Annotated in this window: 20 protein-coding genes and 1 tRNA gene; 3 read left to right on the top strand and 18 right to left on the bottom strand. The window is 71.5% G+C overall.

All coding sequences use genetic code 11. The features are described from left to right. Positions 1 to 6: 6 nt before the first annotated feature. The 4 genes from ACZ43H_RS10485 to ACZ43H_RS10500 all read right to left on the bottom strand — a co-directional run bounded on the left by ACZ43H_RS10485 (position 7) and on the right by ACZ43H_RS10500 (position 3,535). Complete coding sequence (locus tag ACZ43H_RS10485) at positions 7 to 1,182, bottom strand: branched-chain amino acid ABC transporter permease (protein ID WP_464590041.1); 1,176 nt, start codon at positions 1,180 to 1,182, stop codon at positions 7 to 9. 12 nt (positions 1,183 to 1,194) lie between these two features. Further along, positions 1,195 to 2,457, bottom strand: a complete 1,263-nt coding sequence (locus tag ACZ43H_RS10490; RefSeq protein WP_464590043.1) for a branched-chain amino acid ABC transporter permease — start codon at positions 2,455 to 2,457, stop codon at positions 1,195 to 1,197. Between the two features lie 249 nt (positions 2,458 to 2,706). After that, positions 2,707 to 3,243 carry an ANTAR domain-containing response regulator gene (locus ACZ43H_RS10495; RefSeq protein ID WP_464590792.1) on the bottom strand — a complete coding sequence of 179 codons (537 nt, stop codon included), beginning with the start codon at positions 3,241 to 3,243 and terminating at the stop codon, positions 2,707 to 2,709. A 127-nt stretch (positions 3,244 to 3,370) separates the two neighbouring features. Beyond that, complete coding sequence (locus ACZ43H_RS10500; protein ID WP_464590045.1) at positions 3,371 to 3,535, bottom strand: hypothetical protein; 165 nt, start codon at positions 3,533 to 3,535, stop codon at positions 3,371 to 3,373. A 101-nt stretch (positions 3,536 to 3,636) separates the two neighbouring features. Here ACZ43H_RS10500 and ACZ43H_RS10505 point away from each other — a divergent pair. Further along, positions 3,637 to 3,709 (top strand) — tRNA-Leu (locus ACZ43H_RS10505). A 44-nt stretch (positions 3,710 to 3,753) separates the two neighbouring features. Further along, on the top strand, positions 3,754 to 4,194 hold the full coding sequence (locus tag ACZ43H_RS10510; RefSeq protein WP_464590047.1) for a hypothetical protein: 441 nt from the start codon (positions 3,754 to 3,756) through the stop codon (positions 4,192 to 4,194). Here ACZ43H_RS10510 and pyk read toward each other — a convergent pair. The 14 genes from pyk to ACZ43H_RS10580 form a co-directional block, all read right to left on the bottom strand. After that, positions 4,179 to 5,639 carry a pyruvate kinase gene (gene pyk, locus ACZ43H_RS10515; protein WP_464590049.1) on the bottom strand — a complete coding sequence of 487 codons (1,461 nt, stop codon included), beginning with the start codon at positions 5,637 to 5,639 and terminating at the stop codon, positions 4,179 to 4,181. The genes ACZ43H_RS10510 and pyk overlap by 16 nt on opposite strands. Before the next feature lie 139 nt (positions 5,640 to 5,778). Continuing rightward, entirely contained in the window at positions 5,779 to 7,260 is a 1,482-nt protein-coding gene (locus ACZ43H_RS10520; protein ID WP_464590051.1) for a glutamate synthase subunit beta, read from the bottom strand. A gap of 68 nt (positions 7,261 to 7,328) precedes the next feature. Continuing rightward, positions 7,329 to 11,867 (bottom strand): glutamate synthase large subunit, encoded by a 4,539-nt coding sequence (gltB, locus tag ACZ43H_RS10525; RefSeq protein ID WP_464590054.1) that lies wholly within the window; start codon positions 11,865 to 11,867, stop codon positions 7,329 to 7,331. A gap of 223 nt (positions 11,868 to 12,090) precedes the next feature. Next, a complete protein-coding gene (lgt, locus tag ACZ43H_RS10530) occupies positions 12,091 to 12,987 on the bottom strand; it encodes a prolipoprotein diacylglyceryl transferase (protein ID WP_464590056.1) in 897 nt (298 codons plus the stop codon). 3 nt (positions 12,988 to 12,990) lie between these two features. Then, on the bottom strand, positions 12,991 to 13,611 hold the full coding sequence (locus ACZ43H_RS10535; RefSeq protein ID WP_464590058.1) for an SCO family protein: 621 nt from the start codon (positions 13,609 to 13,611) through the stop codon (positions 12,991 to 12,993). Beyond that, complete coding sequence (trpA, locus tag ACZ43H_RS10540; protein ID WP_464590060.1) at positions 13,604 to 14,434, bottom strand: tryptophan synthase subunit alpha; 831 nt, start codon at positions 14,432 to 14,434, stop codon at positions 13,604 to 13,606. Before trpA ends, ACZ43H_RS10535 begins: the two co-directional genes overlap by 8 nt. Further along, positions 14,431 to 15,720: a tryptophan synthase subunit beta gene (gene trpB, locus ACZ43H_RS10545; protein ID WP_464590062.1), complete on the bottom strand. Its 1,290-nt coding sequence runs from the start codon at positions 15,718 to 15,720 to the stop codon at positions 14,431 to 14,433. Before trpB ends, trpA begins: the two co-directional genes overlap by 4 nt. Further along, positions 15,717 to 16,499 (bottom strand): indole-3-glycerol phosphate synthase TrpC, encoded by a 783-nt coding sequence (gene trpC / locus ACZ43H_RS10550; protein WP_464590064.1) that lies wholly within the window; start codon positions 16,497 to 16,499, stop codon positions 15,717 to 15,719. Before trpC ends, trpB begins: the two co-directional genes overlap by 4 nt. A 71-nt stretch (positions 16,500 to 16,570) precedes the next feature. After that, a complete protein-coding gene (locus ACZ43H_RS10555; RefSeq protein WP_464590066.1) occupies positions 16,571 to 17,020 on the bottom strand; it encodes a DUF2752 domain-containing protein in 450 nt (149 codons plus the stop codon). A 22-nt stretch (positions 17,021 to 17,042) separates the two neighbouring features. Continuing rightward, entirely contained in the window at positions 17,043 to 17,243 is a 201-nt protein-coding gene (locus ACZ43H_RS10560) for an HGxxPAAW family protein (RefSeq protein ID WP_464590068.1), read from the bottom strand. Positions 17,244 to 17,286: 43 nt separating this feature from the next. Further along, positions 17,287 to 18,006: a Trp biosynthesis-associated membrane protein gene (locus ACZ43H_RS10565; RefSeq protein ID WP_464590070.1), complete on the bottom strand. Its 720-nt coding sequence runs from the start codon at positions 18,004 to 18,006 to the stop codon at positions 17,287 to 17,289. Further along, positions 17,999 to 18,352 carry a phosphoribosyl-AMP cyclohydrolase gene (hisI, locus tag ACZ43H_RS10570; protein WP_464590072.1) on the bottom strand — a complete coding sequence of 118 codons (354 nt, stop codon included), beginning with the start codon at positions 18,350 to 18,352 and terminating at the stop codon, positions 17,999 to 18,001. Before hisI ends, ACZ43H_RS10565 begins: the two co-directional genes overlap by 8 nt. A gap of 149 nt (positions 18,353 to 18,501) precedes the next feature. Continuing rightward, the gene (locus tag ACZ43H_RS10575) at positions 18,502 to 20,313 is read right to left on the bottom strand and encodes an ABC transporter ATP-binding protein (protein ID WP_464590074.1); all 1,812 of its coding nucleotides are present in this window, start codon (positions 20,311 to 20,313) and stop codon (positions 18,502 to 18,504) included. Continuing rightward, the gene (locus tag ACZ43H_RS10580) at positions 20,310 to 22,136 is read right to left on the bottom strand and encodes an ABC transporter ATP-binding protein (RefSeq protein WP_464590076.1); all 1,827 of its coding nucleotides are present in this window, start codon (positions 22,134 to 22,136) and stop codon (positions 20,310 to 20,312) included. The genes ACZ43H_RS10575 and ACZ43H_RS10580 overlap by 4 nt, the downstream gene beginning before the upstream one ends. Positions 22,137 to 22,216: 80 nt before the next feature. Here ACZ43H_RS10580 and ACZ43H_RS10585 point away from each other — a divergent pair, with 80 nt between their 5' ends. Beyond that, the gene (locus tag ACZ43H_RS10585) at positions 22,217 to 22,852 is read left to right on the top strand and encodes a TIGR03085 family metal-binding protein (protein ID WP_464590078.1); all 636 of its coding nucleotides are present in this window, start codon (positions 22,217 to 22,219) and stop codon (positions 22,850 to 22,852) included. Positions 22,853 to 22,864: the final 12 nt, after the last annotated feature.

Here is a 22,864-nt window from a genome sequence, read left to right on the forward strand (position 1 = left end):
GTTGACTCAGACATTGAACCGCAGCTCCCTCTTGTTCCCGAGGATCCCTTGTGGCCGGAAGATCACGATGAGCATCAGCGCCACACCCACGACGATGTAGGAGAACTGCTCGGTCTGCTGGCCGTTCATGATGCTGTCGGGGACGTAGCCGTTGGCGATGCCCTTGATCATGATGCGTGCCGAGTAGAAGATGATCGACCCGAGCACCGGCCCGAAGATGGTGGCCGCGCCACCGAGCAGCAGCGCGGTGTAGCAGAAGAACGTCAGCGAGCGGCCCATGGAGTCGGGCTGCACCGAGGCGGGCAGCACGTAGAGCATGCCGCCGAGGGCACCGAAGAGACCGCCGATGACCAGCGCCTGCATCTTGATGGCGAAGACGTTCTTGCCGAGGCTGCGGATCGCGTCCTCGTCCTCGCGGATCCCGCGCAGCAGGCGGCCCCAGGGGCTGCGCACCAGCAGGAACACCACCAGCAGGCAGACGCCCACCAGCAGCCAGGCGACGAACCGGACCCACCAGCCGCTGACACCGGTGTTCTGGTAGTTCACCGGCATCAGGAAGAACAGCATGAAGACGCCGAGGGCGATGAGGGCGCCGACCGCCGTACGCCGTGCGGTGGTGCCGGCGCGGCTGCCCGAGCGGACCAGGGCCACGATGCCGGCGACCGTCGCGACCAGGACCAGCCAGCCCATCAGGCGCACCCAGCCCGCACCGTTCGCGACGTCGAGGTAGTTGTAGGGGCTCAGCGTGGAGTCGCCGCCACCGAAGAAGGACAGGTTGCTGAACGGGGAGCGGTAGGTGACGCCCTGCAGGCCCTGGGCCGCACCCGTGAAGTCGGTCAGCAGCGCCGATCTGCCGACGTACCTGATGATCTCGGCGGCCGAGATCGTCACGATGGCCAGGTAGTCGCCGCGCAGCTTCAGCGTCGGGGCTCCCAGCACCAGTGCGAACACGAACGCGGCGGCGAAGCCGATGATGATGCCGACGATGAGCGGGAGGTCGTGGCCGATCGAGATCGCGAAGCCGTAGGCACCGAGCAGCATGAAGCCGGACTGGCCGATGTTGAGCAGCCCGGTGAAGCCGAAGTGGATGTTCAGGCCGATCGCGGCGATCGCCACGGCAGCGGTCTGCGGCGAGATCGCCTCGCGCAGCATCGAGTTGAGAATCGACTGGAGAGTGTCCATGACGCGTCCTTCCTAACCGACCCGCTCCGGGCGGCCGAGCAGACCCTGGGGCCTGACCAGCAGCAGGAGGATGAGGATCAACAGCGCGGTGGCGTACTTGAAGTCACCGGGCATGCCGAGCACCGGGGAGAGCTCGACGACCAGGCCGATGATGAGCGAGCCGACCAGGGCGCCGAAGGCGGTGCCCAGGCCTCCGAGGGTGACGGCCGCGAAGAGCAGCAGCAGGATCTGCAGGCCGGAGTCCCACTTGATGCCGTTGGTGACCAGGGCGTAGAGCAGGCCGGAGAGCCCGGCGAGCGCCATGGCGACGGTCCAGACGAGCCGGATCACCTTGTCCACGTCGATGCCGGACGCGGCGGCGAGAGCCGGGTTGTCGGACACCGCGCGGGTGGCGCGACCGACGCGGGTCCGCAGCAGGGCGTAGCCCACGGCCGCGATGACCACGATCGAGATGGCCATCGCCACGAACGACTGGTTGGTCATCGTGATCGGGCCGATCTCGCGGACCGAGGGGTTGTCCTGCACGACGCGGACGGTGCGCGCGCCGATGGTGTACTGGAAGGTGTACTGCAGGGCCAGCGAGAGACCGATCGTCACGATCATCATCTGGGTCAGCCCGAGGCCCCGACGCCGAAGCGGCATCCACATCACCCGGTCCTGGAACCAGCCGGTGAAGCCACAGAGGATCACGACGAGCAGGCCACCGACCAAGATGTTGAGCCCGTGCTCGTTGATGAGGACGTAGCCGAGGATGCCGCCCAGGGTGACCTGCTCCGCGTGGGCGAAGTTCGAGAGGCCGGTCGTGCCGTAGATCAGCGAGAGCCCGATCGAGGCGAGGGCCAGCAGCAGGCCGAGCCGCAGGCCGTTCGCCGAGCTCTGGATCAGCTCGTCGAACTTGCTCGTCGAGGAGACGTACGCCGAGGTCCGCACCGGGATCAGTGCCGGGACGGTCTTGGCGAACTTGGCCTGGACGGTGATCTCGGACTTGCCGGACACGGCCGTCCCGTCGGGCAGGCTGTCCTCCTGGAGCGCCACCGTGTAGGGGCCCTCCTTCTTGACCTGGAGGCTCCACTTGCCGTCGTCGCCCGTGGTGACCTCCTCGGCGTTGCCCGCCTCGTCGGTGATCGTCAGCTTCACGTCCGGGACGACGCCCTCGTCGGACCGCACGGTGCCCGCGATGCAGGCGGCGTCCTGCGAGGGAAGGCACAGGGTGCCGACCGCGTTCGCAGGTGGAGCACCCAGCAGGAGGACCAGCGGAGCCAGGAGCAGCGTCACGACGACGCCGGCGAAGCCCTGCCGAACACCCCTCTCCGCTCCCCGCTCATGGACTGACTTTCGAGACGTCAACTCGGTCCTCCGATCCAGGCACCCGGCGGGCGCTGCCCGGCAGTCTAGGGGTCCAGAACGTGGGCCGTGCCACATCCCCACGCCGAGACGACGAGTCGTTCCGGCCTTTACCGAGTCGTGACATCGGCGACACGCGGCCGTGTCATGAGCGTCGGCGCGCGTGGCTGCTGACGGCCCTCAGCCGGCGATGCCGGGACCGTGGGTGACGACCCCCTCGGCCACCTGGCGCATCGAGAGCCGCAGGTCCATCGCGGTCTTCTGGATCCAGCGGAACGCCTCGGGCTCGGTGAGCTGCAGCTGCTGCTGCAGGATGCTCTTGGCCCGGTCGACCGCCTTGCGGGTCTCCAGGCGGTCCTGCAGGTCGGCCACCTCGGTCTCGAGCTGACTGAGCTCGGCGAACCGGCTCACCGCCATCTCGATGGCCGGCACCAGGTCGCCCTGAGTGAAGGGCTTGACCAGGTACGCCATCGCGCCGGCGTCGCGGGCGCGATCGACCAGGTCGCGCTGGGAGAACGCCGTCAGGATCACGACCGGCGCGATGCGCTGACCGGCGATCCGCTCGGCGGCCGCGATCCCGTCGAGGACGGGCATCTTGACGTCGAGGATCACCAGGTCGGGCCGGAGCTGCTCGGCGAGCTCCACGGCCCGGGCCCCGTCGCCGGCCTGGCCGACGACGTCGTACCCCTCCTCGGTGAGCATCTCGGCGAGGTCCATGCGAATCAGCGCCTCGTCCTCGGCGATGACGACGGTGCGCGGGGTGGCGGCTGCGGGCTCGGTCACGAGCAGAAGATTATCGGCAGCCGCCGGGGGCCACCCGCGCCGCCCGGTCCGGTGTCGTCGCTCAGGCCGGCTGCGGTGCGGCGGTGCGCCGTCGGCCGAGCTCGGCGAGGAAGATCTCGACCTCGTCGCGCTCGACGCGCAGGCGGCTCAGGTCGGTCGCCGCGCTGCGGGCGTTGTCGACCGCCCGCTCGTTGCTCCGTCGCCCCCAGAGCCAGAACCTCACCATGGCACTCTCCCCATCCTTGCCGAAGTTTAAGTCTATCGGATTAGTAGAGATTGCCCAAGAGTTCTCACCGATTTCTGATCGGATAAGGTCTGGCTCCGCCGGCCCCGGTACTCCAACGGCAGAGAGAGTGGTCTCAAACACCATCCAGTGTGGGTTCGAATCCCACCCGGGGCACCCGTCGGACGTGCGGTGTCGGCGCATCCTGGCAGCCTCCCCGCATGTACTCGCGCCATGTCCAGGAGCAGGCGCTCGAGCACCTGGCGACCGGGGCGACACTGTCGGAGGTCAGCCGGGCCGCGCGCCACTACGCGCTGCGCATCACCTGCGACGCGACGTACCCCGCGACCATCGAGGACGTGGTCGACGTCGTCACCCACGTGCATCCCGGACGCCCGGTGTTCCGGGTGCCGGCGCCCGGGTGCGTCGTCCTCCAGTCCCACTGGAAGCACTGGCCCTGCCTGTTCCCGCAGCACGGTCCGGGCCGCAAGCACGAGCGGCCCATCGTGCTCGAGGACTGGCAGCGGGACATCGTGGAGGAGCACCCGGCCGAGTTCCTGCGCGGCCTGTTCCACTCCGACGGCTCACGGGTGCGCAACTGGGCGACCCGGATGGTCGCCGGACGCGAGTGGCCCGGCGCCGATCCTCAGCTACGACGGTAGGCGGGCGCGACCCCGTTGATGGCGTCCCCCATCCGGTGGATCCGCAGCGCGTTGGTCGAGCCCGGGATGCCGGGAGGCGCGCCGGCGATGATGACGACCAGGTCGCCCTCCTCGACCCGGCCGATGCGCAGCAGCTGCTCGTCGACCTGGCGGACCATCTCGTCGGTGTGCTCGACGGACGCCGTCTTGAACGTCTCCACGCCCCAGCTCAGCGCGAGCTGCGAGCGCACCGCCGCCTCCGGCGTGAACGCCAGCAGCGGCACCGGGCCGCGCAGCCGCGACATCCGGCGGGCCGAGTCGCCGCTCTGCGTGAAGGCGACGACGTACTTCGCGCCGACGCGCTCGGCGACCTCCGCGGCCGCCTTGGCGATCACTCCGCCCTTGGTGTGCGGGTCCCAGTCGATCTCGCGCAGCTGGCCGGGGCCGTCCTGCTCGAGGGCGTGCCGCTCGGTCGCGGAGATGATCTTGGCCATCGTCTCGACGGTGTGGACGGGGTACTCCCCCACGCTCGTCTCGCCGGACAGCATCACTGCGTCGGCGCCGTCGAGCACGGCGTTGGCGACGTCGGAGGCCTCCGCCCGGGTCGGCGCCGGGTTGGACACCATCGACTCGAGCATCTGGGTCGCGACGATGACGGGCTTGGCGTTGAGCCGGGCCTTCTCGATGACCTGCTTCTGGAGGAACGGCACGTCCTCGAGCGGGCACTCCACGCCGAGGTCGCCGCGAGCCACCATGAAGCCGTCGAAGGCGGCGATGACCTCGTCGAGGTTCTCGATCGCCTGGGGCTTCTCGATCTTTGCGATGACGGGGAGGCGCACGCCCTCCTCGTCCATGATCTTGCGGACGTCGTCGGCGTCCTTGGCGTCGCGCACGAAGCTGAGCGCGATGAAGTCCACCGTCAGGTGCAGCGCGAACCGCAGGTCCTCGATGTCCTTCTCCGACAGCGCCGGCACGGACACCGCGACGCCGGGCAGGTTGATGCCCTTGTGGTTGCTGACCTTGCCGCCGACCAGCACCTCGGTGCGGACGTCCTGGTCCTCGACCGCGGTGACCCGCAGCCGCACCTTGCCGTCGTCGATGAGGATCGGGTCGCCGACGTTCACGTCACCGGGGAGGCCGGCGTACGTCGTGCCGCACTCCTTGTCGTTCCCGTCGACGTCGCGAGTGGTGATCGTCCACTCCTGGCCGCGGCGCAGCAGCACCGGCCCCTCGGAGAACGTCGCCAGGCGGATCTTCGGGCCCTGGAGGTCGGCGAAGATGCCGACCCCGTGGCCGCTGGCGTCCGAGGCTTCCCGGACCAACCGGTAGGACTCGGCGTGGTCGGCGTGGCTGCCGTGGCTCATGTTCAGCCGGGCGACGTCCATGCCGGCGTACACCAGCTCGCGGATGCGCCGCGGGGAGGAGGTTGCCGGGCCGAGGGTGCAGACGATCTTGGCTCTACGCACGTCCCTCACCCTAGCGGGTTCTTAGATCGTTCCAACACTCACTGCAGCACGTACTTCTCAGCCAGCTCCTGACGTTCTCAGCCGATGCAACGGCTGAGAACGTCAGGAGTCACCGGTGCACCGGCGATTCAGCCCGACCTCAGACGACCAGCGGGCGCTCGGTCGGCCTGATCGGCGCGGGGAGCGTGGTGGAGCCGGTCAGGAAGGTGTCCACCGCCGCGGCCGCGGCGCGGCCCTCGGCGATCGCCCAGACGATCAGCGACTGGCCGCGGCCCGCGTCACCGGCGACGAAGACGCCCGGCACCGACGACATGTACGACGCGTCGCGGGCGATGTTGCCGCGCTCGTCGAGGTCGACGCCCAGCTGCTCGACGAGTCCCGCCTTCTCCGGCCCGGTGAAGCCCATCGCGAAGAGCACCAGCTCAGCCGGGATCTCCCGCTCGGTGCCCTCGAGCTCGACGAGCTTGCCGCCCTCGAACTTCACGTCGACCAGGCGCAGCGCCCGGACGTTGCCGTCCTCGTCGCCGAGGAACTCCTGGGTGGAGACGGAGTAGACCCGCTCCCCCGCCTCCTCGTGCGCCGAGGAGACCCGGAAGACCATGGGGTACGTCGGCCAGGGCTGGCCTGCCGGACGCTGGCCCGGAGGCTCGGGCATGATCTCCAGCTGCGTGATCGAGGCCGCGCCCTGGCGCGTGGAGGTGCCGAGGCAGTCCGCGCCGGTGTCGCCGCCGCCGATGATGACGACGTGCTTGCCCTCCGCGGTGATCTGGGCCTCGCCCTCCTCCAACGGCAGAGCCTCGCCCAGCGCGACCCGGTTGGCCTGCGGGAGGAACTCCATCGCCTGGTGGATCCCGCCGAGCTCCCGGCCGGTGACCGGCAGGTCGCGGGCCTCGGTCGAGCCCATGGCCAGCACGACGGCGTCGTACCGGTCCTTGAGGCTCTGCCCGGTCAGGTCACCACCGACGTCGACGCCGGCGCGGAAGACGGTGCCCTCGCGGCGCATCTGGTCGAGGCGCTTGTCGAGGTGCTGCTTCTCCATCTTGAACTCGGGGATGCCGTAGCGCAGCAGGCCACCGATCTTGTCGGCGCGCTCGTAGACCGCGACCGTGTGACCGGCGCGGGTCAGCTGCTGGGCGGCGGCCAGGCCGGCCGGGCCGGAGCCGATCACCGCGACCGTGCGGCCCGAGAGCCACTCCGGCGGCTGGGGCCGCACCAAGCCGGACTCCCACGCCTTGTCGATGATCGAGACCTCGACGTTCTTGATGGTGACCGGGTCCTGGTTGATGCCCAGGACGCAGGCGGTCTCGCACGGGGCCGGGCAGAGGCGACCGGTGAACTCCGGGAAGTTGTTGGTTGCGTGCAGGCGCTCGATCGCGCCCTCCCAGTCGTCGCGCCAGACCAGGTCGTTCCACTCCGGGATGATGTTCCCGAGCGGGCAGCCCTGGTGGCAGAACGGGATGCCGCAGTCCATGCAGCGACCAGCCTGCTCGGTGATGATCGGCAGCAGCGCCCGCCCCGCGCTCCCGGGGTAGACCTCGTTCCAGTCCCGGACCCGCTCGTCGACCGGTCGCCGCTCGGCGACCTCCCGGCCCTTCTTCAGAAAACCCTTGGGGTCAGCCATGGCAGGCCTCCTTCGTCGGCGAGCAACCGCCCACCATGCTGTGCTGGAAGTCCGTCTCCGCGCCTCGCTCAGCCATGGAGCACCTCCATGATCCGGGCCGCGGCCTGCTCCTCGTCGAGCCCCTCCTCGAGGGCCTCGGCGCGAGCGTCGAGGACCCGCTTGTAGTCACTGGGCATGACCTCGGTGAACCGCGCGACGGCGGCCGGCCAGTCGGCCAGCAGCTCCTCGGCGACGGTCGACCCGGTCTCCTCGAGGTGGCGGGTCACCAGCGCGTGCAGCTCGTCGACCGCGTCGCCCTCGACCTTGTTCAGGTCGACCAGCTCGTGGTTGACCCGGCCCTCGTCGAGGTCCAGCACGAACGCATAGCCACCGGACATGCCCGCGGCGAAGTTGCGGCCCGTCGGGCCGAGGATCACCACGATGCCGCCGGTCATGTACTCGCAGCCGTGGTCGCCCACGCCCTCGACGACCGCGCGGGCGCCGGAGTTGCGGACGCAGAAGCGCTCACCGACGACCCCGCGCAGGAAGATCTCGCCCGAGGTGGCGCCGTACCCGATGACGTTGCCGGCGATGATCTGCTCGCGCGCGTCGAAGGTCGCTGCCCGGTCGGGGCGTACGACGATCCGGCCGCCCGAGAGCCCCTTGCCGACGTAGTCGTTGGCGTCGCCCTCGAGCCGCAGCGTGATGCCCTTCGGGACGAACGCGCCGAACGACTGGCCGGCGGAGCCGGTGAACGTGATGTCGATCGTGCCGTCCGGGAGGCCCTCGCCGGCGTACCGCTTGGTCACCTCGTGACCGAGGATCGTGCCGACGGTCCGGTTGACGTTGCGGATCGCGACCTGGGCCCGGACCGGCTCGCCCCTCTCGAGCGCGTCCTGCGCCAGCGGGACCAGCTCGGTGACGTCCAGCGACCGCTCGAGGCCGTGGTCCTGCCCCGTCGTGTTCCGCAGCGCGGCCCCCTCGGGGAGCTCGGGCTTGTGCAGGATCGGCGACAGGTCGAGCCCGGCGGCCTTCCAGTGGTCCACCGCCTCGGCGATGTCGAGGACGTCGACCTGGCCGATGGCCTCCTCGAGCGTGCGGAAGCCGAGCTCGGCCAGCAGCTCGCGGACCTCCTCGGCGATGTACTCGAAGAAGTTCACGACGAACTCGGCCTTGCCGGTGTAGCGCTCGCGCAGGACCGGGTTCTGCGTCGCGACACCCACGGGGCAGGTGTCGAGGTGGCAGACCCGCATCATGATGCAGCCCGAGACCACCAGCGGCGCGGTGGCGAAGCCGTACTCCTCGGCGCCGAGCAGCGCCGCGATGACGACGTCGCGACCGGTCTTGAGCTGCCCGTCGGTCTGCACCACGATCCGGTCGCGCAGGCCGTTGAGCAGCAGGGTCTGCTGGGTCTCGGCGAGGCCGAGCTCCCAGGGACCACCGGCGTGCTTGAGCGAGGTCAGCGGCGAGGCGCCGGTGCCGCCGTCGTGGCCGGAGATCAGCACCACGTCGGCGTGCGCCTTGGACACACCCGTCGCGACCGTGCCGACGCCGACCTCGGAGACCAGCTTCACGTGGACGCGGGCCTGCGGGTTGGCGTTCTTCAGGTCGTGGATCAGCTGCGCCAGGTCCTCGATCGAGTAGATGTCGTGGTGCGGCGGCGGGCTGATCAGGCCGACACCCGGCGTGGAGTGCCGGGTCCGGGCCACCCACGGGTAGACCTTGTGGCCGGGCAGCTGGCCGCCCTCGCCGGGCTTCGCGCCCTGCGCCATCTTGATCTGGATGTCGTCGGAGTTGGTGAGGTACTCCGAGGTGACGCCGAAGCGGCCGGACGCGACCTGCTTGATCGCGCTGCGGCGCTCGGGGTCGTGGAGACGGTCCGGGTCCTCGCCGCCCTCGCCGGTGTTGGACTTCGCGCCCAGCCGGTTCATGGCGACCGCGAGGGTCTCGTGCGCCTCCTGGCTGATCGAGCCGTAGGACATCGCGCCGGTGGAGAACCGCTTGACGATCTCCGAGACCGGCTCGACCTCCTCGATCGGGATCGAGGGCCGATCCTTGAAGCGGAACAGGCCGCGCAGCGTCATCAGCCGCTGCGACTGCTCGTCGACGCGCTGGGTGTACTGCTTGAAGACGTCGTAGCGGCCGGTGCGTGTGGCGTGCTGGAGCCGGAACACGGTCTCGGGGTCGAACAGGTGCGGCTCGCCCTCACGGCGCCACTGGTACTCGCCGCCGATGGCCAGCTCGCGGTGCGCCGGCGCGATGCCGCCGCGGGGGTACGCCGTGGCGTGGCGCCGCGCGACCTCCTCGGCGATCGTGTCCAGGTCGATGCCCCCGAGCTTGGAGGTGGTGCCGGTGAAGTACCGGTCGACCACCGCCTGCGACAGGCCGACCGCCTCGAAGATCTGTGCGCCGGTGTAGGAGGCCACGGTGGAGACGCCCATCTTGGACATCACCTTCAGCACACCCTTGCCGAGCGCCTTGATCAGGTTCGCGACGGCCTTCTCGCCGTCCGTCTTGACGTAGTGGGCCTCGCGGGCGAGGTCCTCCACCGACTCCATGGCCAGGTAGGGGTTCACCGCGGCCGCGCCGTAGCCGACCAGCAGCGCCACGTGGTGCACCTCGCGCACGTCGCCGGCCTCGACCAGCAGCCCCACCTGGGTGCGGGTCTTCTCCCGCACCAGGTGGTGGTGGACCGCACCGGTGAGCAGCAGCGACGGGATCGGCGCCAGCTCCGCGGTGGAGTGCCGGTCGGAGAGCACGATGATGCGGGCGCCGCCGGCGATCGCCTCGGACACCTCGGCACAGATCTCGTCGATCCGGGCCGCCATCGCCTCGCCGCCGCCCTCGACGTCGTACAGGCCGCGCGCGACGTGGGTGATGAAGCCCGGCATGTCGCCGTCGCGGTTGATGTGCCGGATCTTGGCCAGGTCGTCGTTGGAGATGACCGGGAACGGCAGGACGACCTGGCGGCACGACGCGGGCGTCGGCTGGAGCAGGTTGGCCTCCGGGCCGATGGTGCCGTTGAGCGAGGTGACGAGCTCCTCGCGGATCGCGTCCAGCGGCGGGTTGGTGACCTGCGCGAACAGCTGCGCGAAGTAGTCGAACAGCAGCCGTGGCTTCTCGCTGAGCGCCGCGATGGGCGTGTCGGTGCCCATCGACCCGATCGGCTCGGCCCCGGTGTTCGCCATCGGGGTGAGCAGGACCCGCAGCTCCTCCTCGGTGTAGCCGAAGACCTGCTGGCGCCGCGTCACCGACGCGTGGGTGTGCACGACGTGCTCACGCTCGGGGATGTCGTCGAGGTGGATCAGGCCGGCGTGCAGCCACTCGTCGTACGGGTGCTCCGCGGCGAGGCCGGCCTTGACCTCCTCGTCCTCGATGATGCGGTGCTCGTCGGTGTCGACGAGGAACATCCGGCCCGGCTGCAGCCGGCCCTTGCGCACGATCGTGGCCGGGTCGAGGTCGAGCACGCCGACCTCGGAGGCCAGCACGACCAGCCCGTCGTCGGTGACCCAGTAGCGCGAGGGGCGCAGGCCGTTGCGGTCGAGGACCGCGCCGATCTGGGAGCCGTCTGTGAAGACCACGCAGGCCGGTCCGTCCCACGGCTCCATCATCGAGGAGTGGAACTCGTAGAACGCGCGGCGCTTCGCGTCCATCTCGGCGTGGTTCTCCCACGCCTCCGGGATCATCATCAGCACCGAGTGCGGCAGCGAGCGACCGCCCATGTGCAGCAGCTCGAGCACCTCGTCGAACGACGCGGAGTCCGAGGCGCCCTGGGTGCAGATCGGGTAGAGCCGCTCGAGGTCGCCCGGGATCAGGTCGGACTTCAGCAGCGCCTCGCGGGCCCGCATCCAGTTGCGGTTGCCCATCACCGTGTTGATCTCGCCGTTGTGGGCGATGAAGCGGAACGGGTGGGCCAGCGGCCAGCTCGGGAACGTGTTCGTCGAGAAGCGGCTGTGCACCACGGCCATCGCCGAGGCGATCCGCTCGTCGGTGAGGTCGGGGAAGAAGTTGTCGAGCTGGTCGGTCGTGAGCATGCCCTTGTAGGCGAGCGTGCGCGACGACAGCGACGGGAAGTAGACCTCGGTCTCGCGCTCGGCGCGCTTGCGCAGGCAGAACGCCAGGCGCTCCAGCGCCATCCCGGTCAGGCGGGAGCCGGCACCGGCGACGAACAGCTGGCTGAAGGCCGGCATCACGCCCAGCGCGGTGGCGCCCAGGATGTCGGGGTTGGTGGGTACGTCGCGCCAGCCCAGGACCGCGAGGCCCTCCTCGGCGGCGATCTCCTCGATCTGCCGGCGGGTCTTGGCCACCTGCCCGTCGTCGCCGGGCAGGAACGCCGTGCCCACGGCGTACGAGGACGGCGCGGGCAGCTCGAAGCCCGCCTCACGGGTCACCTCGCGCAGGAACGCGTCGGGGACCTGCATGAGGATGCCGGCACCGTCGCCGGAGTTGGGCTCGGCTCCCGCGGCGCCGCGGTGGTCGAGGTTGCGGAGCGCGGTGAGCGCCTTGGCCACGATGTCGTGACTGGCGTTGCCGGTCAGGGTCGCGACGAAGGCCACGCCACAGGCGTCGTGCTCGTGGCTGGCGTCGTAGAGACCCTGGGGCGGCGGGAATGCGTGCTGGTAGGGCACCGGGCATTCTCCCGTCGTCGTGCCGGCGCGTCCCCCGGGTTGCCCCGGAAGGCGGACCGGCGGTTCGGCCGTGCAAGTGAGATGCAGCGTCAGGCGTTGCAGGGGACGACATTGGCCCTAGCGGAGGCCTCAGGCTACCACCGAGTTCGACCCCGCAGCACCGGCTGTTCCCCTGACGGACAGCCCCGTCCGGTCCCGCCTGCGGCCCCGCTTCCGGCGCCGGTCAGTCGACCGTGCCGGGCGTCTTCCGGGGCTCGTCGGACACCTCGGCCGGCTCCGGCTCGTGCCCGGGCCGGTAGACCTCGGTCTCGCGTCCGGGGTGGCGCCGGGTGCTGACCACGAAGTAGATCGCGGCGGCGACGAACAGCACGATCGAGGTCCAGACGTTGAACCGCAGCCCGCCGACGTCCTTGAGCTCCACGTCGTCGATGCGCAGCATCTCGATCCAGCCCCGGCCGGCGGTGTAGGCCATCACGTAGAGCGCGACCACCCGACCGTGGCCGAGCCGGAACTTGCGGTCCGCCCACACGACGAAGCCGAACGCGCCGAGGTCCCACAGGCACTCGTAGAGGAACGTCGGGTGGAAGGTCTGGTAGTCGAAGTAGCCGACGGGTCGGTTGTCGGGCGAGATCTCGAGGCCCCACGGGAGGTCGGTCGGCTTGCCGAACAGCTCCTGGTTGAACCAGTTGCCCCAGCGCCCGAGGGCCTGGGCGACCAGGACTCCGGGCGCCATCGCGTCGAGGACCGGCAGCAGCCGGATCCCCTTGCGGCGGGCGCCGATGTAGACGCCCAGCGCGCCCATCGCGATCGCACCCCAGACGCCGAGCCCGCCACGCCACACGTAGAGCGCCTCGATGGGGTGCTTGCCCTCGCCGAAGTACAGGTCGTGGTCGGTCAGCACGTGGTAGAGCCGGCCGCCCACCAGCCCGAACGGCACCGCCCAGACCGCGAGGTCGCTGACCTCTCCCGCACGTCCCCCGCGGGCCACCCAGCGCCGCTCGCCGATCCAGATGGCCGCGACGATGCCGAGGATGATGCAGAGCGCGTAGCCGCGGACCGGCAGCGGGCCGAGGTACCACACGCCCTGCGAGGGGCTGGGGATCGAGAGCGCCGTGAGCATGGGTCAGTCCCCCTGGGCGAGCAGCGTGTGGATGTCCTGGGCGAACTGCGCGGCCGACGTCTCCTGGGACCAGTAGACGGGCGCCTCGTCGTGGCTGTCGATGCCGGTGATGGTCGTGCCGTGCGTGACGTCGTACCCCCCGGAGGGCAGCTTCTTGCCCTGGGTCACGCCGACACCCAGCGGCTTGCCGATCTTGACGATGTCGGCGAGGTCGCCCGTCAGGCCGACGAAGTCCGGGTCCACGTGCTCGAGGTAGCGGGCCAGCACCGTCTCGGTGTCCCGGGCGGGGTCGGTGGTCACGTAGACCACGTCGACCCGCTCCCGGTCGGCGTCACTGAGCCGGGTCATCGCCGAGGCGAGGTTGGCCATGACCACCCCGCAGATGTCGGGGCAGTGGGTGTAGCCGAAGAAGACGAGGGTGAGCGGCTTGTCGGTGCTCTTCGTGAGGGAGTACGACGCGCCGCTCGTGTCGGTCAGCGGGATGCCGGAGACCTCGAACGGCGGGTCGAGGCGGTTGCCGTTGAAACCGCCGGCCGACGAGGCCTCCCCGCCGCACCCGGCCAGCGCGAGCAGGCCGACGCCGAGGACCGTCGCGAGGGCGCGCCGCCCCGGCCCCCTACGCACGACGCACGCCGGCGGCGAGGTCCTCGGTGAGGGCCCGGAGCGAGCGCAGGCCCGCCGCCCGGTCGTCGGGGTGGTCCAGCAGGGTGCGCACGAACGCCGAGCCGACGATCACGCCGTCGGCGTACGACGCCACCTCCGCTGCCTGGTCGCCGTTGCTGACGCCGAGGCCGACACCGATCGGCAGCGACGTGTGCCGACGGGTGCGCTCGACCAGCGGGCCGGCGAGGTCGCTGGTAGTGGCCCGGGCGCCGGTCACGCCCATCACCGCGGTGGCGTAGACGAAGCCGCGGCAGGCCGCGGTGGTCATGGCGATGCGCTCGTCGGTCGAGGACGGCGCCACCAGGAAGATCTTGTCGAGGTCGTGCCGGTCGGCCGCCGCGATCCACTCGCCGCCGCTGTCGGGGGTGAGGTCGGGGGTGATCAGACCCGCTCCCCCGGCGCTGGCCAGGTCGGCGGCGAACCGCTCGACGCCACTCTCCTGATGTCTCCGGCCGCTGGCGCGTCCGTAGCTCTCCACGGGGTTCCAGTAGGTCATCACGACGGTGGGTGTGCCGGTGGCGGCGACCGCCTCGACGGTGCGCAGCACGTCGGTGGTCCGCACGCCGAGGTCGAGCGCCTGCTGCGCCGCCGCCTGGATCGTGGGGCCGTCCATCACCGGGTCGCTGTAGGGCAGGCCGACCTCGATCACGTCGCACCCGGCGTCGACCATCGCCCGGAGCGCGTCGATGCCGCCGGCGACGTCGGGGAAGCCGGCCGGGAGGTAGCCGACCAGTGCTGCCCGGCCGTCGGCCCTGGCCTTCTCGAACGCCAGTGCGGTGCTCACGCCTCACCCTCCTCGGGCTCGCCCACGGGCTCCTCGGTGACCTGGTCGGGGTCACCGAGCCCGAAGTACTCGATCGCGGTGCCCATGTCCTTGTCCCCGCGACCCGAGAGGTTGATGAGGATGGTCGCCTCGGGACCCTTCTCGGCCGCGAGCCGCTCGGCCACCCGGAGCGCGCCGGCGACCGCGTGCGCGGACTCGATCGCCGGGATGATGCCCTCGGTGCGGCTCAGCAGCGCCATGGCCTGCATCGCCTCGTCGTCGGTGACGGGCAGGTACGTCGCCCGCCCGGTCGCGGCGAGGTGGGCGTGCTGGGGCCCGACCCCCGGGTAGTCCAGGCCGGCGGAGATCGAGTGGGACTCGATGGTCTGGCCGTCCTCGTCCTGCAGGACGTAGGTGCGGGCGCCGTGCAGGACGCCCTTGGCGCCGGCGTGGATGGTGGCCGCGTGCCGCGGGGTGTCGACGCCCTCGCCGCCCGGCTCGAAGCCGTAGATCGCGACCTCGGGGTCGTCGAGGAACGCGGTGAACAGGCCGATCGCGTTCGACCCCCCACCCACGCACGCCGCGATGGCGTCGGGCAGCCGGCCGTACCGGTCCAGGCACTGCTGCCGGGCCTCGTCGCCGATGCCGCGGGTGAAGTCGCGGACCATGCTGGGGAACGGGTGCGGCCCGGCCGCGGTGCCGAAGAGGTACGCCGTGTGGTCGACGCTGGCGACCCAGTCGCGCAGCGCCTCGTTGATCGCGTCCTTGAGCGTGGCGCTGCCCGACTCGACCGGGACGACCTTGGCGCCGAGCAGGTGCATGCGGGCGACGTTGAGCGCCTGCCGACGGGTGTCGACCGCGCCCATGTAGACGGTGCAGTCGAGGCCGAAGTAGGCCGCCGCGGTCGCGCTGGCGACGCCGTGCTGGCCGGCGCCGGTCTCGGCGATGACGCGGGTCTTGCCCATCCGCTTGGTCAGGAGGGCCTGGCCGAGCACGTTGCGGATCTTGTGGGCGCCGGTGTGGTTGAGGTCCTCGCGCTTGAGCAGGATCCGGGCGCCGACCTTCTCGCTGAGCCGCTCGGCGAGGTAGAGCGGGCTGGGCAGGCCGGCGTAGTCGCGCAGGATCGCGTCGAACTCCGCGACGAAGGTCGGGTCGGCCATGGCGTCGTGCCAGGCGACGGTGAGCTCGTCGAGGGCCGCCACGAGGGCCTCGGGCATGAAGCGGCCGCCCCACCCCGCCTCGGGTCCACCGAACCAGCCCTGGGCGTCCGCGTCGTAGCTGGTCGGCCTCTCCACGTTGGTCGTCATGCCTGCACTCCTGTCATGGCTCGCACGGCCTGCTCGGGGTCCCCGTCCTTGACCAGCGCCTCGCCCACGAGCACCGCACGGGCGCCCTCGGAGACGAAGCGGACCACGTCGTCGCGGCCGAAGATGCCCGACTCCGCCACCTTGACCCGGTCGTCCGGGATCAGGGGCGCCAGCCGGCCGAAGGTCTCGCCGTCGACGGCGAGGGTCTTGAGGTTGCGCGCGTTGACACCGACCAGCTCCGCGCCCAGGGCGACCGCGCGCTCGGTCTCGGGCTCGTCGTGGACCTCGACGAGCACGGTCAGGCCGAGCTCGCCGGCCACGTCGTACAGCCGGCGCAGCTCGTCGTCGGCCAGCGCGGCCACGATGAGCAGCGCGAGGTCGGCGCCGGCGGCGCGGGCCTCGACGAGCTGGTACTCGGTGACGATGAAGTCCTTGCGCAGGATCGGGGTGTCCACCGCGGCCCGCACCGCGCGCAGGTCGTCGAGGCTGCCGCCGAACCGGCGCTGCTCGGTGAGCACGCTGATCGCGCCGGCCCCGCCGGCGGAGTACGCCGCGGCGAGGCGGGCCGGGTCCGGGATGTCGGCCAGGTCCCCCTTGCTGGGGCTGCGTCGCTTGACCTCGGCGATCACGCTCGATCCGGGCGCGCGGAAGTGCGGCATCGGGTCGCGGGGCGGATCCACGTCGGCGAGCGCGGCGCGCAGGTCGGCCAGGCGGGTCTCGGACTCGCGCGCGGCGAGGTCCGTCCGCACGCCGGCGACGATGTCGTCGAGCACGGACATGGGACCTCCTGGTCGGTACGAGGGTGTGGGGACAAGCCTCTCACCCGGACGGTGAGCGTGGGCGCGGGGGCTCAGGGGGCGAGCCAGCCGCCCATCGGCAGGTTGCGAGCGACCGTGAAGACCGCCAGCACCGCGACGAACGCGAGCCAGGTCGCGCGTGGGACGCGCACCGGCGCCACCACCGCTCCCCCGCGCCAGCAGGCCACGAGGCGCCGCGCCCACAGCGCCACGACGACCGGCGCGGCCGCCACCAGCAGCAGGTTGCTCGACGCGGCCGCGGCCAGGTCGAGGTGGGTGAGGTCGTTGACCGCCCGCAGGCTGCCGCAGAACGGGCAGCTGAGCCCGAGCAGCGCGACCGGGCAGAAACCCCACGAACCGGAGGTGTGGGGATCACGCAGGTGGAGCGCCACCGTGCCGGCCACGGCCAGCGCGCCCGCCGCCAGCGGCAGGGACAGCCGCTGCAGGCGACCGGGCCGCGCGAGCGGCGGCGGTGCGGTGGCGCCGGTCACAGGCAGGGTCACGGGCTCTCCCGTCGGGCGACGGTCAGTGGCTGGAGGCGTTCAGGCCCATCTTGGCCATCACGACGTAGACGACCAGCGAGGCGACGCAGAGCGCCACGCCGACCCAGAAGACCGTCATGCTGATCGGGTCCAGCATCAGACCGACTCCCCCCACGACGAAGCCGAGCAGCGCGACCGCGACAGCACTCCAGGCTGCGGGGGTGTTGCCGTGGTTGTCAGACATGCAGGCTCCTCGAAACGCGGGGGTCGGTCGTGCGGGACACAGTCTATTCAGCCGTTCCGGCCCCCGGGTCGCGACCCTCGGCGATCGGTCCGGCCGTGGGGTCACGACCCTCGTCGATCGCCTTCCAGAGCTCGAGGTTGGACTGCTCCTCGGGCGCGACCGCCGCCGCGGGACGCCCGCCCGCGGGGGCGTCGTACCTGCTGCCCATCTCCGGCCAGGCCGGCGCCCAGCGGACGGCCAGCACCGTCGCCACCAGCGACAGCACCGCTCCCGCCGCGGCTGCCCAGAACCATCCCGTGTGGGAGACCGTGACGTCGGTGATGCCGACCGCGGCGTAGTCCGAGCGGAGCGAGTCGACCACCGACGACCACCCGGCGACGACCGCGGCGATGGTGCCGAGCGAGGCGACCGCACCCAGCAGCGCGACGGCCCGTCGGACCCGGCCGCGGGTGACCAGCACCACCCCCCAGCACGCGAGCACCACCAGTGCCAGGGCGCCGGCGGCCGGGGCCTTGCCGGAGTCGACCGACAGGGCGAGCGAGGAGAGCTGGCCCGCGGAGCCACCCTCCGCGTGCGCCCAGGGCTTGTTGCCGGCGACCGCGGCCAGGCCGGCGCCGGCCAGGCCGAGGAGGACGACCGGCCCGAACGTACGGCGCGCCGGGTCGCGCGGTCCCGGGGCAGGCGTCGAGGTGGGATCCGGGGTGGGCTCCGAGGTGGGCTCCGTGTCCGGTGCGGTCTCGCCTGCGGTCTCGGGGTCAGTCATCGGCGCTCGCCAGCAGCACGTCGGCGTCGAAGCAGGTGCGGTCGCCGGTGTGGCAGGCCACGCCCTCCTGGTCGACGCGGAGCAGGATGGTGTCGCCGTCGCAGTCGAGCCGGACCTCCTTGACCCGCTGCACGTGGCCGGAGGTCTCGCCCTTGATCCAGTACTCCTGCCGGGACCGGCTCCAGTACGTCGCCCGGCCGGTCGTGAGCGTCCGCGCCAGCGCCTCGTCGTCCATCCAGCCGAGCATCAGCACCTCGCCGGTGTCGTGCTGCTGCACCACGGCGGGCACCAGCCCGTCGGGGGAACGCTTCAGTCGGCCGGCGATGGCGGGGTCGAGGGAAGTCACCCTCCCAGTATCGCGGGCCTGTTGAGATGGGCCCGATTCGGTGTCGAACTGGGCCGGATGCGGTGTCGAACTGGGCCGGATTCGATGCGGGCGACAACCGCCCACCGAACAAGGCCCAGCTCAACGCTGATTTCGGCCCAGCTCGACGATCAGGCGCCCTGCTGGGCCACCCAGGAGGCGTGGAGACCGGCGTAGACGCTGCCCTGCTGCTGGACCAGCTCGCGGTGGGGGCCGCGCTGGACGATGCGGCCCTTGTCGACGACGACCACCTCGTCGGCGTTCTCGGCGGTCGACATCCGGTGCGCGATGGTGACCGAGGTCCGGCCGCTCATCAGGCGCTCGAGCGCGCGGCCGATCCGCATCTCCAGGGCCGGGTCGACGGCGCTGGTGGCCTCGTCGAGCACCAGCAGGTCCGGGTCGGCGAGGTGGGCCCGCAGCAGCGCGACCAGCTGTCGTTCGCCGGCCGACAGCGACTCCCCGCGCTGGCCCACGCGCGTCGCGAGCCCCGCGGGCAGGCCGGCCAGCCAGTCACCCAGGCCGAGCTCGTCGGCGCTGGCCAGGACGTCGGCCTCGACCGCGTCCAGTCGTCCGTAGCGGACGTTGGCGAGCAGCGTGTCGTCGAAGAGGAAGCCCTCCTGCGGCACCAGCACCACGCCGCGCCGCAGCGAGGAGTGCGCGATCGTGCTCACGTCGACCCCGTCGAGCAGGACCCGCCCCTGGGAGGGGTCCATCAGCCGGGTGAGCAGCTTGGCGAACGTGGACTTGCCGGAGCCGGTCTCGCCCACGATCGCCACGCGGGTGCCCGCGGCGATGTCGAGGGTGACGTCCCGCAGGACCGGCGGCCCGCCCGGGTAGGCGAAGGTGACGTCCTCGAAGCGGACGTCGATGGGCCCGCGGGGCAGGGTCTCGCCCTCGGGCCCGGGGTCGACGAGGTCGGCGGGGGTGTCGAGGATGCCGATCACCCGTCGCCACCCGGCGATGGCGTTCTGCGCGTCGGTGAGGATCTGGGTGCCCATCTGGACCGGACCGACGAACAGGGTCACCAGGAACGCGAACGCCAGCACCTTGCCGGCCGTGATGTCGCCGGCGAACCCGAGCCAGATGCCCACGATGAGCACGCCGGCGTTCGCGAGGCCGGCGGAAACCCCGCCGAGGGAGAACGAGAAAGCCGTGAAGCCCTGGGCGCGGGTGCTCGCGGCCTTGTGGGCCTCGATCGCGTCGTCGATCCGGCGCTGGGTGCGGTCCTCGACGGCGTACGACCGGACGACCGCCGCGCCCACCACCGGCTCGGAGACCGCCGAGAGGAGCAGGCCGACCTGGCGGCGGACCGTGCCGTAGGCGTCGGAGAGCTTGCGCTGGAAGTAGCGCAGCGAGAGGAAGAGCGGCGCGAAGCAGACCCACACCACGATCGCGAGCTGCCAGCTGTAGACCAGCATGATGATCGTGGCGACGAGCATCTGGCCGATGCTGACCACGAAGATCAGGCCGCCGAAGACGAGGAACTGGCTGACCTGGTCGACGTCGCTGGTCACCCGCGCCACCAGCGCGCCGCGGCGCTCGGTGTTCTGGGTGAGCAGCGGCAGGTCGTGGACGTGGCGGAACGCCTTGATCCGCAGCGTCGCCAGCCCCTTCTCCGAGGCGGTGAACAGCCGGCTGGTCATGGCGTACGACGCCCAGCTGGTCACCATCAGCCCGACGAAGGCCGCGACGCCCATCAGCACGGTGAAACGCACGTCGGGGCCGTCCGGGCCGTTCAGGCCGCGGTCGAGCGTCTGCTGGACCGCGATCGGCACGATCACCTGGCCCACGGAGGCGAGCACCGCGAGCACCAGGGTCCAGCCGATCCCTTCCTTGAGCTCCGGGGAGAAGGCGACGCCCCGGCGGATCGTCTCGATCGCGGCGATCTCCTCACCGGAGTCCATCCGGGTGCCGCTGGTGCGCTCGCTGGTCGTGGCGGTCACTGGGTGTCTCCTGCCAGCTCGCCGGAGTGGTCCGGCAGCGCCTCGGGGTGCTCGGAGTGCTCGTAGGCGTTGACGAGCCGTGCGTACGACGGGCTGCGGCGCAGCAGCTCCTGGTGGGTGCCGCGGTCGACGATCCGTCCGCCCTCGAGGTGGACCACCTCGTCGGCGAGCCCGATCGTGGCCTTGCGGTAGGCGACCACCACCAGGGTGGCCCCGGTGTCGCCGGAGCGCAGCGCCTCGAGGATCCGCGCCTCCACCTCCGGGTCGACCGCGGACGTGGCGTCGTCGAGGATCAGCAGCCGCGGCCGGCGCACGAGCGCCCGGGCCAGGGAGATCCGCTGGCGCTGGCCCCCGGACAGGGAGGTGCCGCGCTCCCCCAGCCGGGTGTCGAGCCCCTCGGGCAGCGCGGCGACGAAACCGTCCGCCTGGGCGGCACGCAGCGCGGCCCACACCTCCTCGTCGGAGACGTCGGCCCCGAGGGTGACGTTGCCGCGCACGGTGTCGTCGAAGAGGAACGCGGTCTGCGGCACGATCGCCACCGAGCGGGCGAGCTCGCCGCGGGCCAGGTCGCGCAGGTCGGTGCCGTCGAGCAGGATCCGGCCGGCGTCGGGGTCGACGAGTCGGGTCATCAGGGTGGTGATCGTGCTCTTGCCGGAGGCCGTGGCGCCGACCAGCGCCACCGTGCGGCCCGGCTCGACCTCGAAGGTGAGGTCCTCGAGCAGCCCCTGCTCCGGGTCGTGGGCGTAGGTCAGGCCGTCGACGACGAGCCGGGCGCCGCCCGCGTCGCGGTCCAGGAACCGGTCGCCGTACTGCATCTCGCCGGTCGCCTCCAGCACGGCGGTCACCCGGCGGAAGCCGACGACGCTGCGGGGGAACTCCCCGAGCAGCCAGCCGATGGAGCGGATCGGGAAGGAGACGATGGTGAGCAGGTAGGCGACCGTGACCACGTCACCGGCGTCGGTGGCGCCGTTCAGGACCCGGGAGACGCCCACCGCGAGGACGACGAGCACGCCGGCGCTGGGCAGCGCCGCCAGGATGGGGTCGAACGCCGCGCGCACCCGGCCGGCCCGGATGTTGACGTCGCGCAGCTCGTGGGCCCGGTCGGCGAACCGCCGCGTCTCCTCCTCCTCGCGCCCGAGGGTCTTGACCACGAGGGCGCCGTCGAAGGACTCGTGGGCGATCTCGCTGACCTCGGCGCGCAGCTGCTGGGCACGCGTCATCAGCGGAGACGCGAGCCGCTGGTAGTCGAGGTTGGCGACGATGACCGCCGGGAAGACGAGCAGGCCGACCAGGGCCAGGACCACGTCGGCGAAGAACATCTGGGCGATGGCGATCACCATCATCGCGAGGGTGCCGACCGCCATCGGCAGCGGCGCGATCGGTCCCCAGGCGGCCTCGACGTCGGCGTTCGCGTTGGAGAGCAGCTGTCCGGTCGGGTGGCGCTGGTGCCACTCCATGGGGAGGGAGAGGTACTGCCGGGTCACGGCGCGGCGGGTGTGCGCCTGCATGCGGTACTGCATGACACCGGCGCCCAGGCGGCGCGCCACGATGCCGACGGCACGCAGGATCGCGACGCCGAGGAAGAGCGCGAGCACCGCCCACAGCAGGCTCGCGTCGATGCTGCCCTGCTCGAACGCCGGCAGCACCACGTGGTCGGTCGACCAGCCGAGCACCCACGCGTCGGCCACGGTGAGCGCGCCGAACAGCAGGCTGCCGATGGTGGAGACCGTGAAGATCCAGGGCTCCCGACGGATCGCGACGCCGAGCACCGCGAACCCCTCGCGCGTCGTCGACCCGCGCCGCCTCACCCGAACGTCTGTCACCGGCTCAGGCTATTCGCCGTCACCGACACCCAGCGAATCACGCACGGTCCGCGGCGGGGCATCGACCTATGCTCACGACCATGAGCACCCCCTCCCTCGCCCGGCGTGAACGGCGCGCCCTCTGCGACACCGCGCTGGCTCTCGGCGAGGACGCACCGACGCTGTGCGACGGCTGGGACGCCAAGGACCTCGTCGCGCACCTGCTGGTGCGCGAGAACCGTCCCCTCGGTGCGCTCGGGATCGCCCTCCCCCGCCTCGAGGGGCTCGCCGAGCACGAGATGGCGAAGGTGTGCCGGGCGGACTTCGCCGTGCTGGTCGAGAAGCTGCGCCACCCGCTGTTCACGCCGTACGCCCTCCCACCCGTGGACCGGCTCCTGAACACCCTGGAGTACTTCGTGCACCACGAGGACCTCCGGCGCGCGCAGCCCGGCTGGGAGGCCCGCGAGCTCGACCAGCGCGACCAGTCCCGGCTGTGGTCGGCGATCAAGGTCGCCGGTCGTGGCCTGGTGCGGCCGGCCGGCGTGCCGGTGCAGCTGCGCCGCACCGACACCGGGGCCACTGTAGTGCTCCGGCGCGGGGACGACCCGGTCGTGGTGACCGGGCTGCCCTCCGAGATCGTGCTGCTGCTCTTCGGCCGGAACCGGGTGGCCGACATCCGGCTCGACGGGCCGGCCGAGCGGGTGGCGCGGCTGCGGAGGGCCGACCTCGGGATCTGAGCCGTGCCCGAA

It is taken from the genome of Nocardioides sp. DN36 (assembly GCF_055380375.1).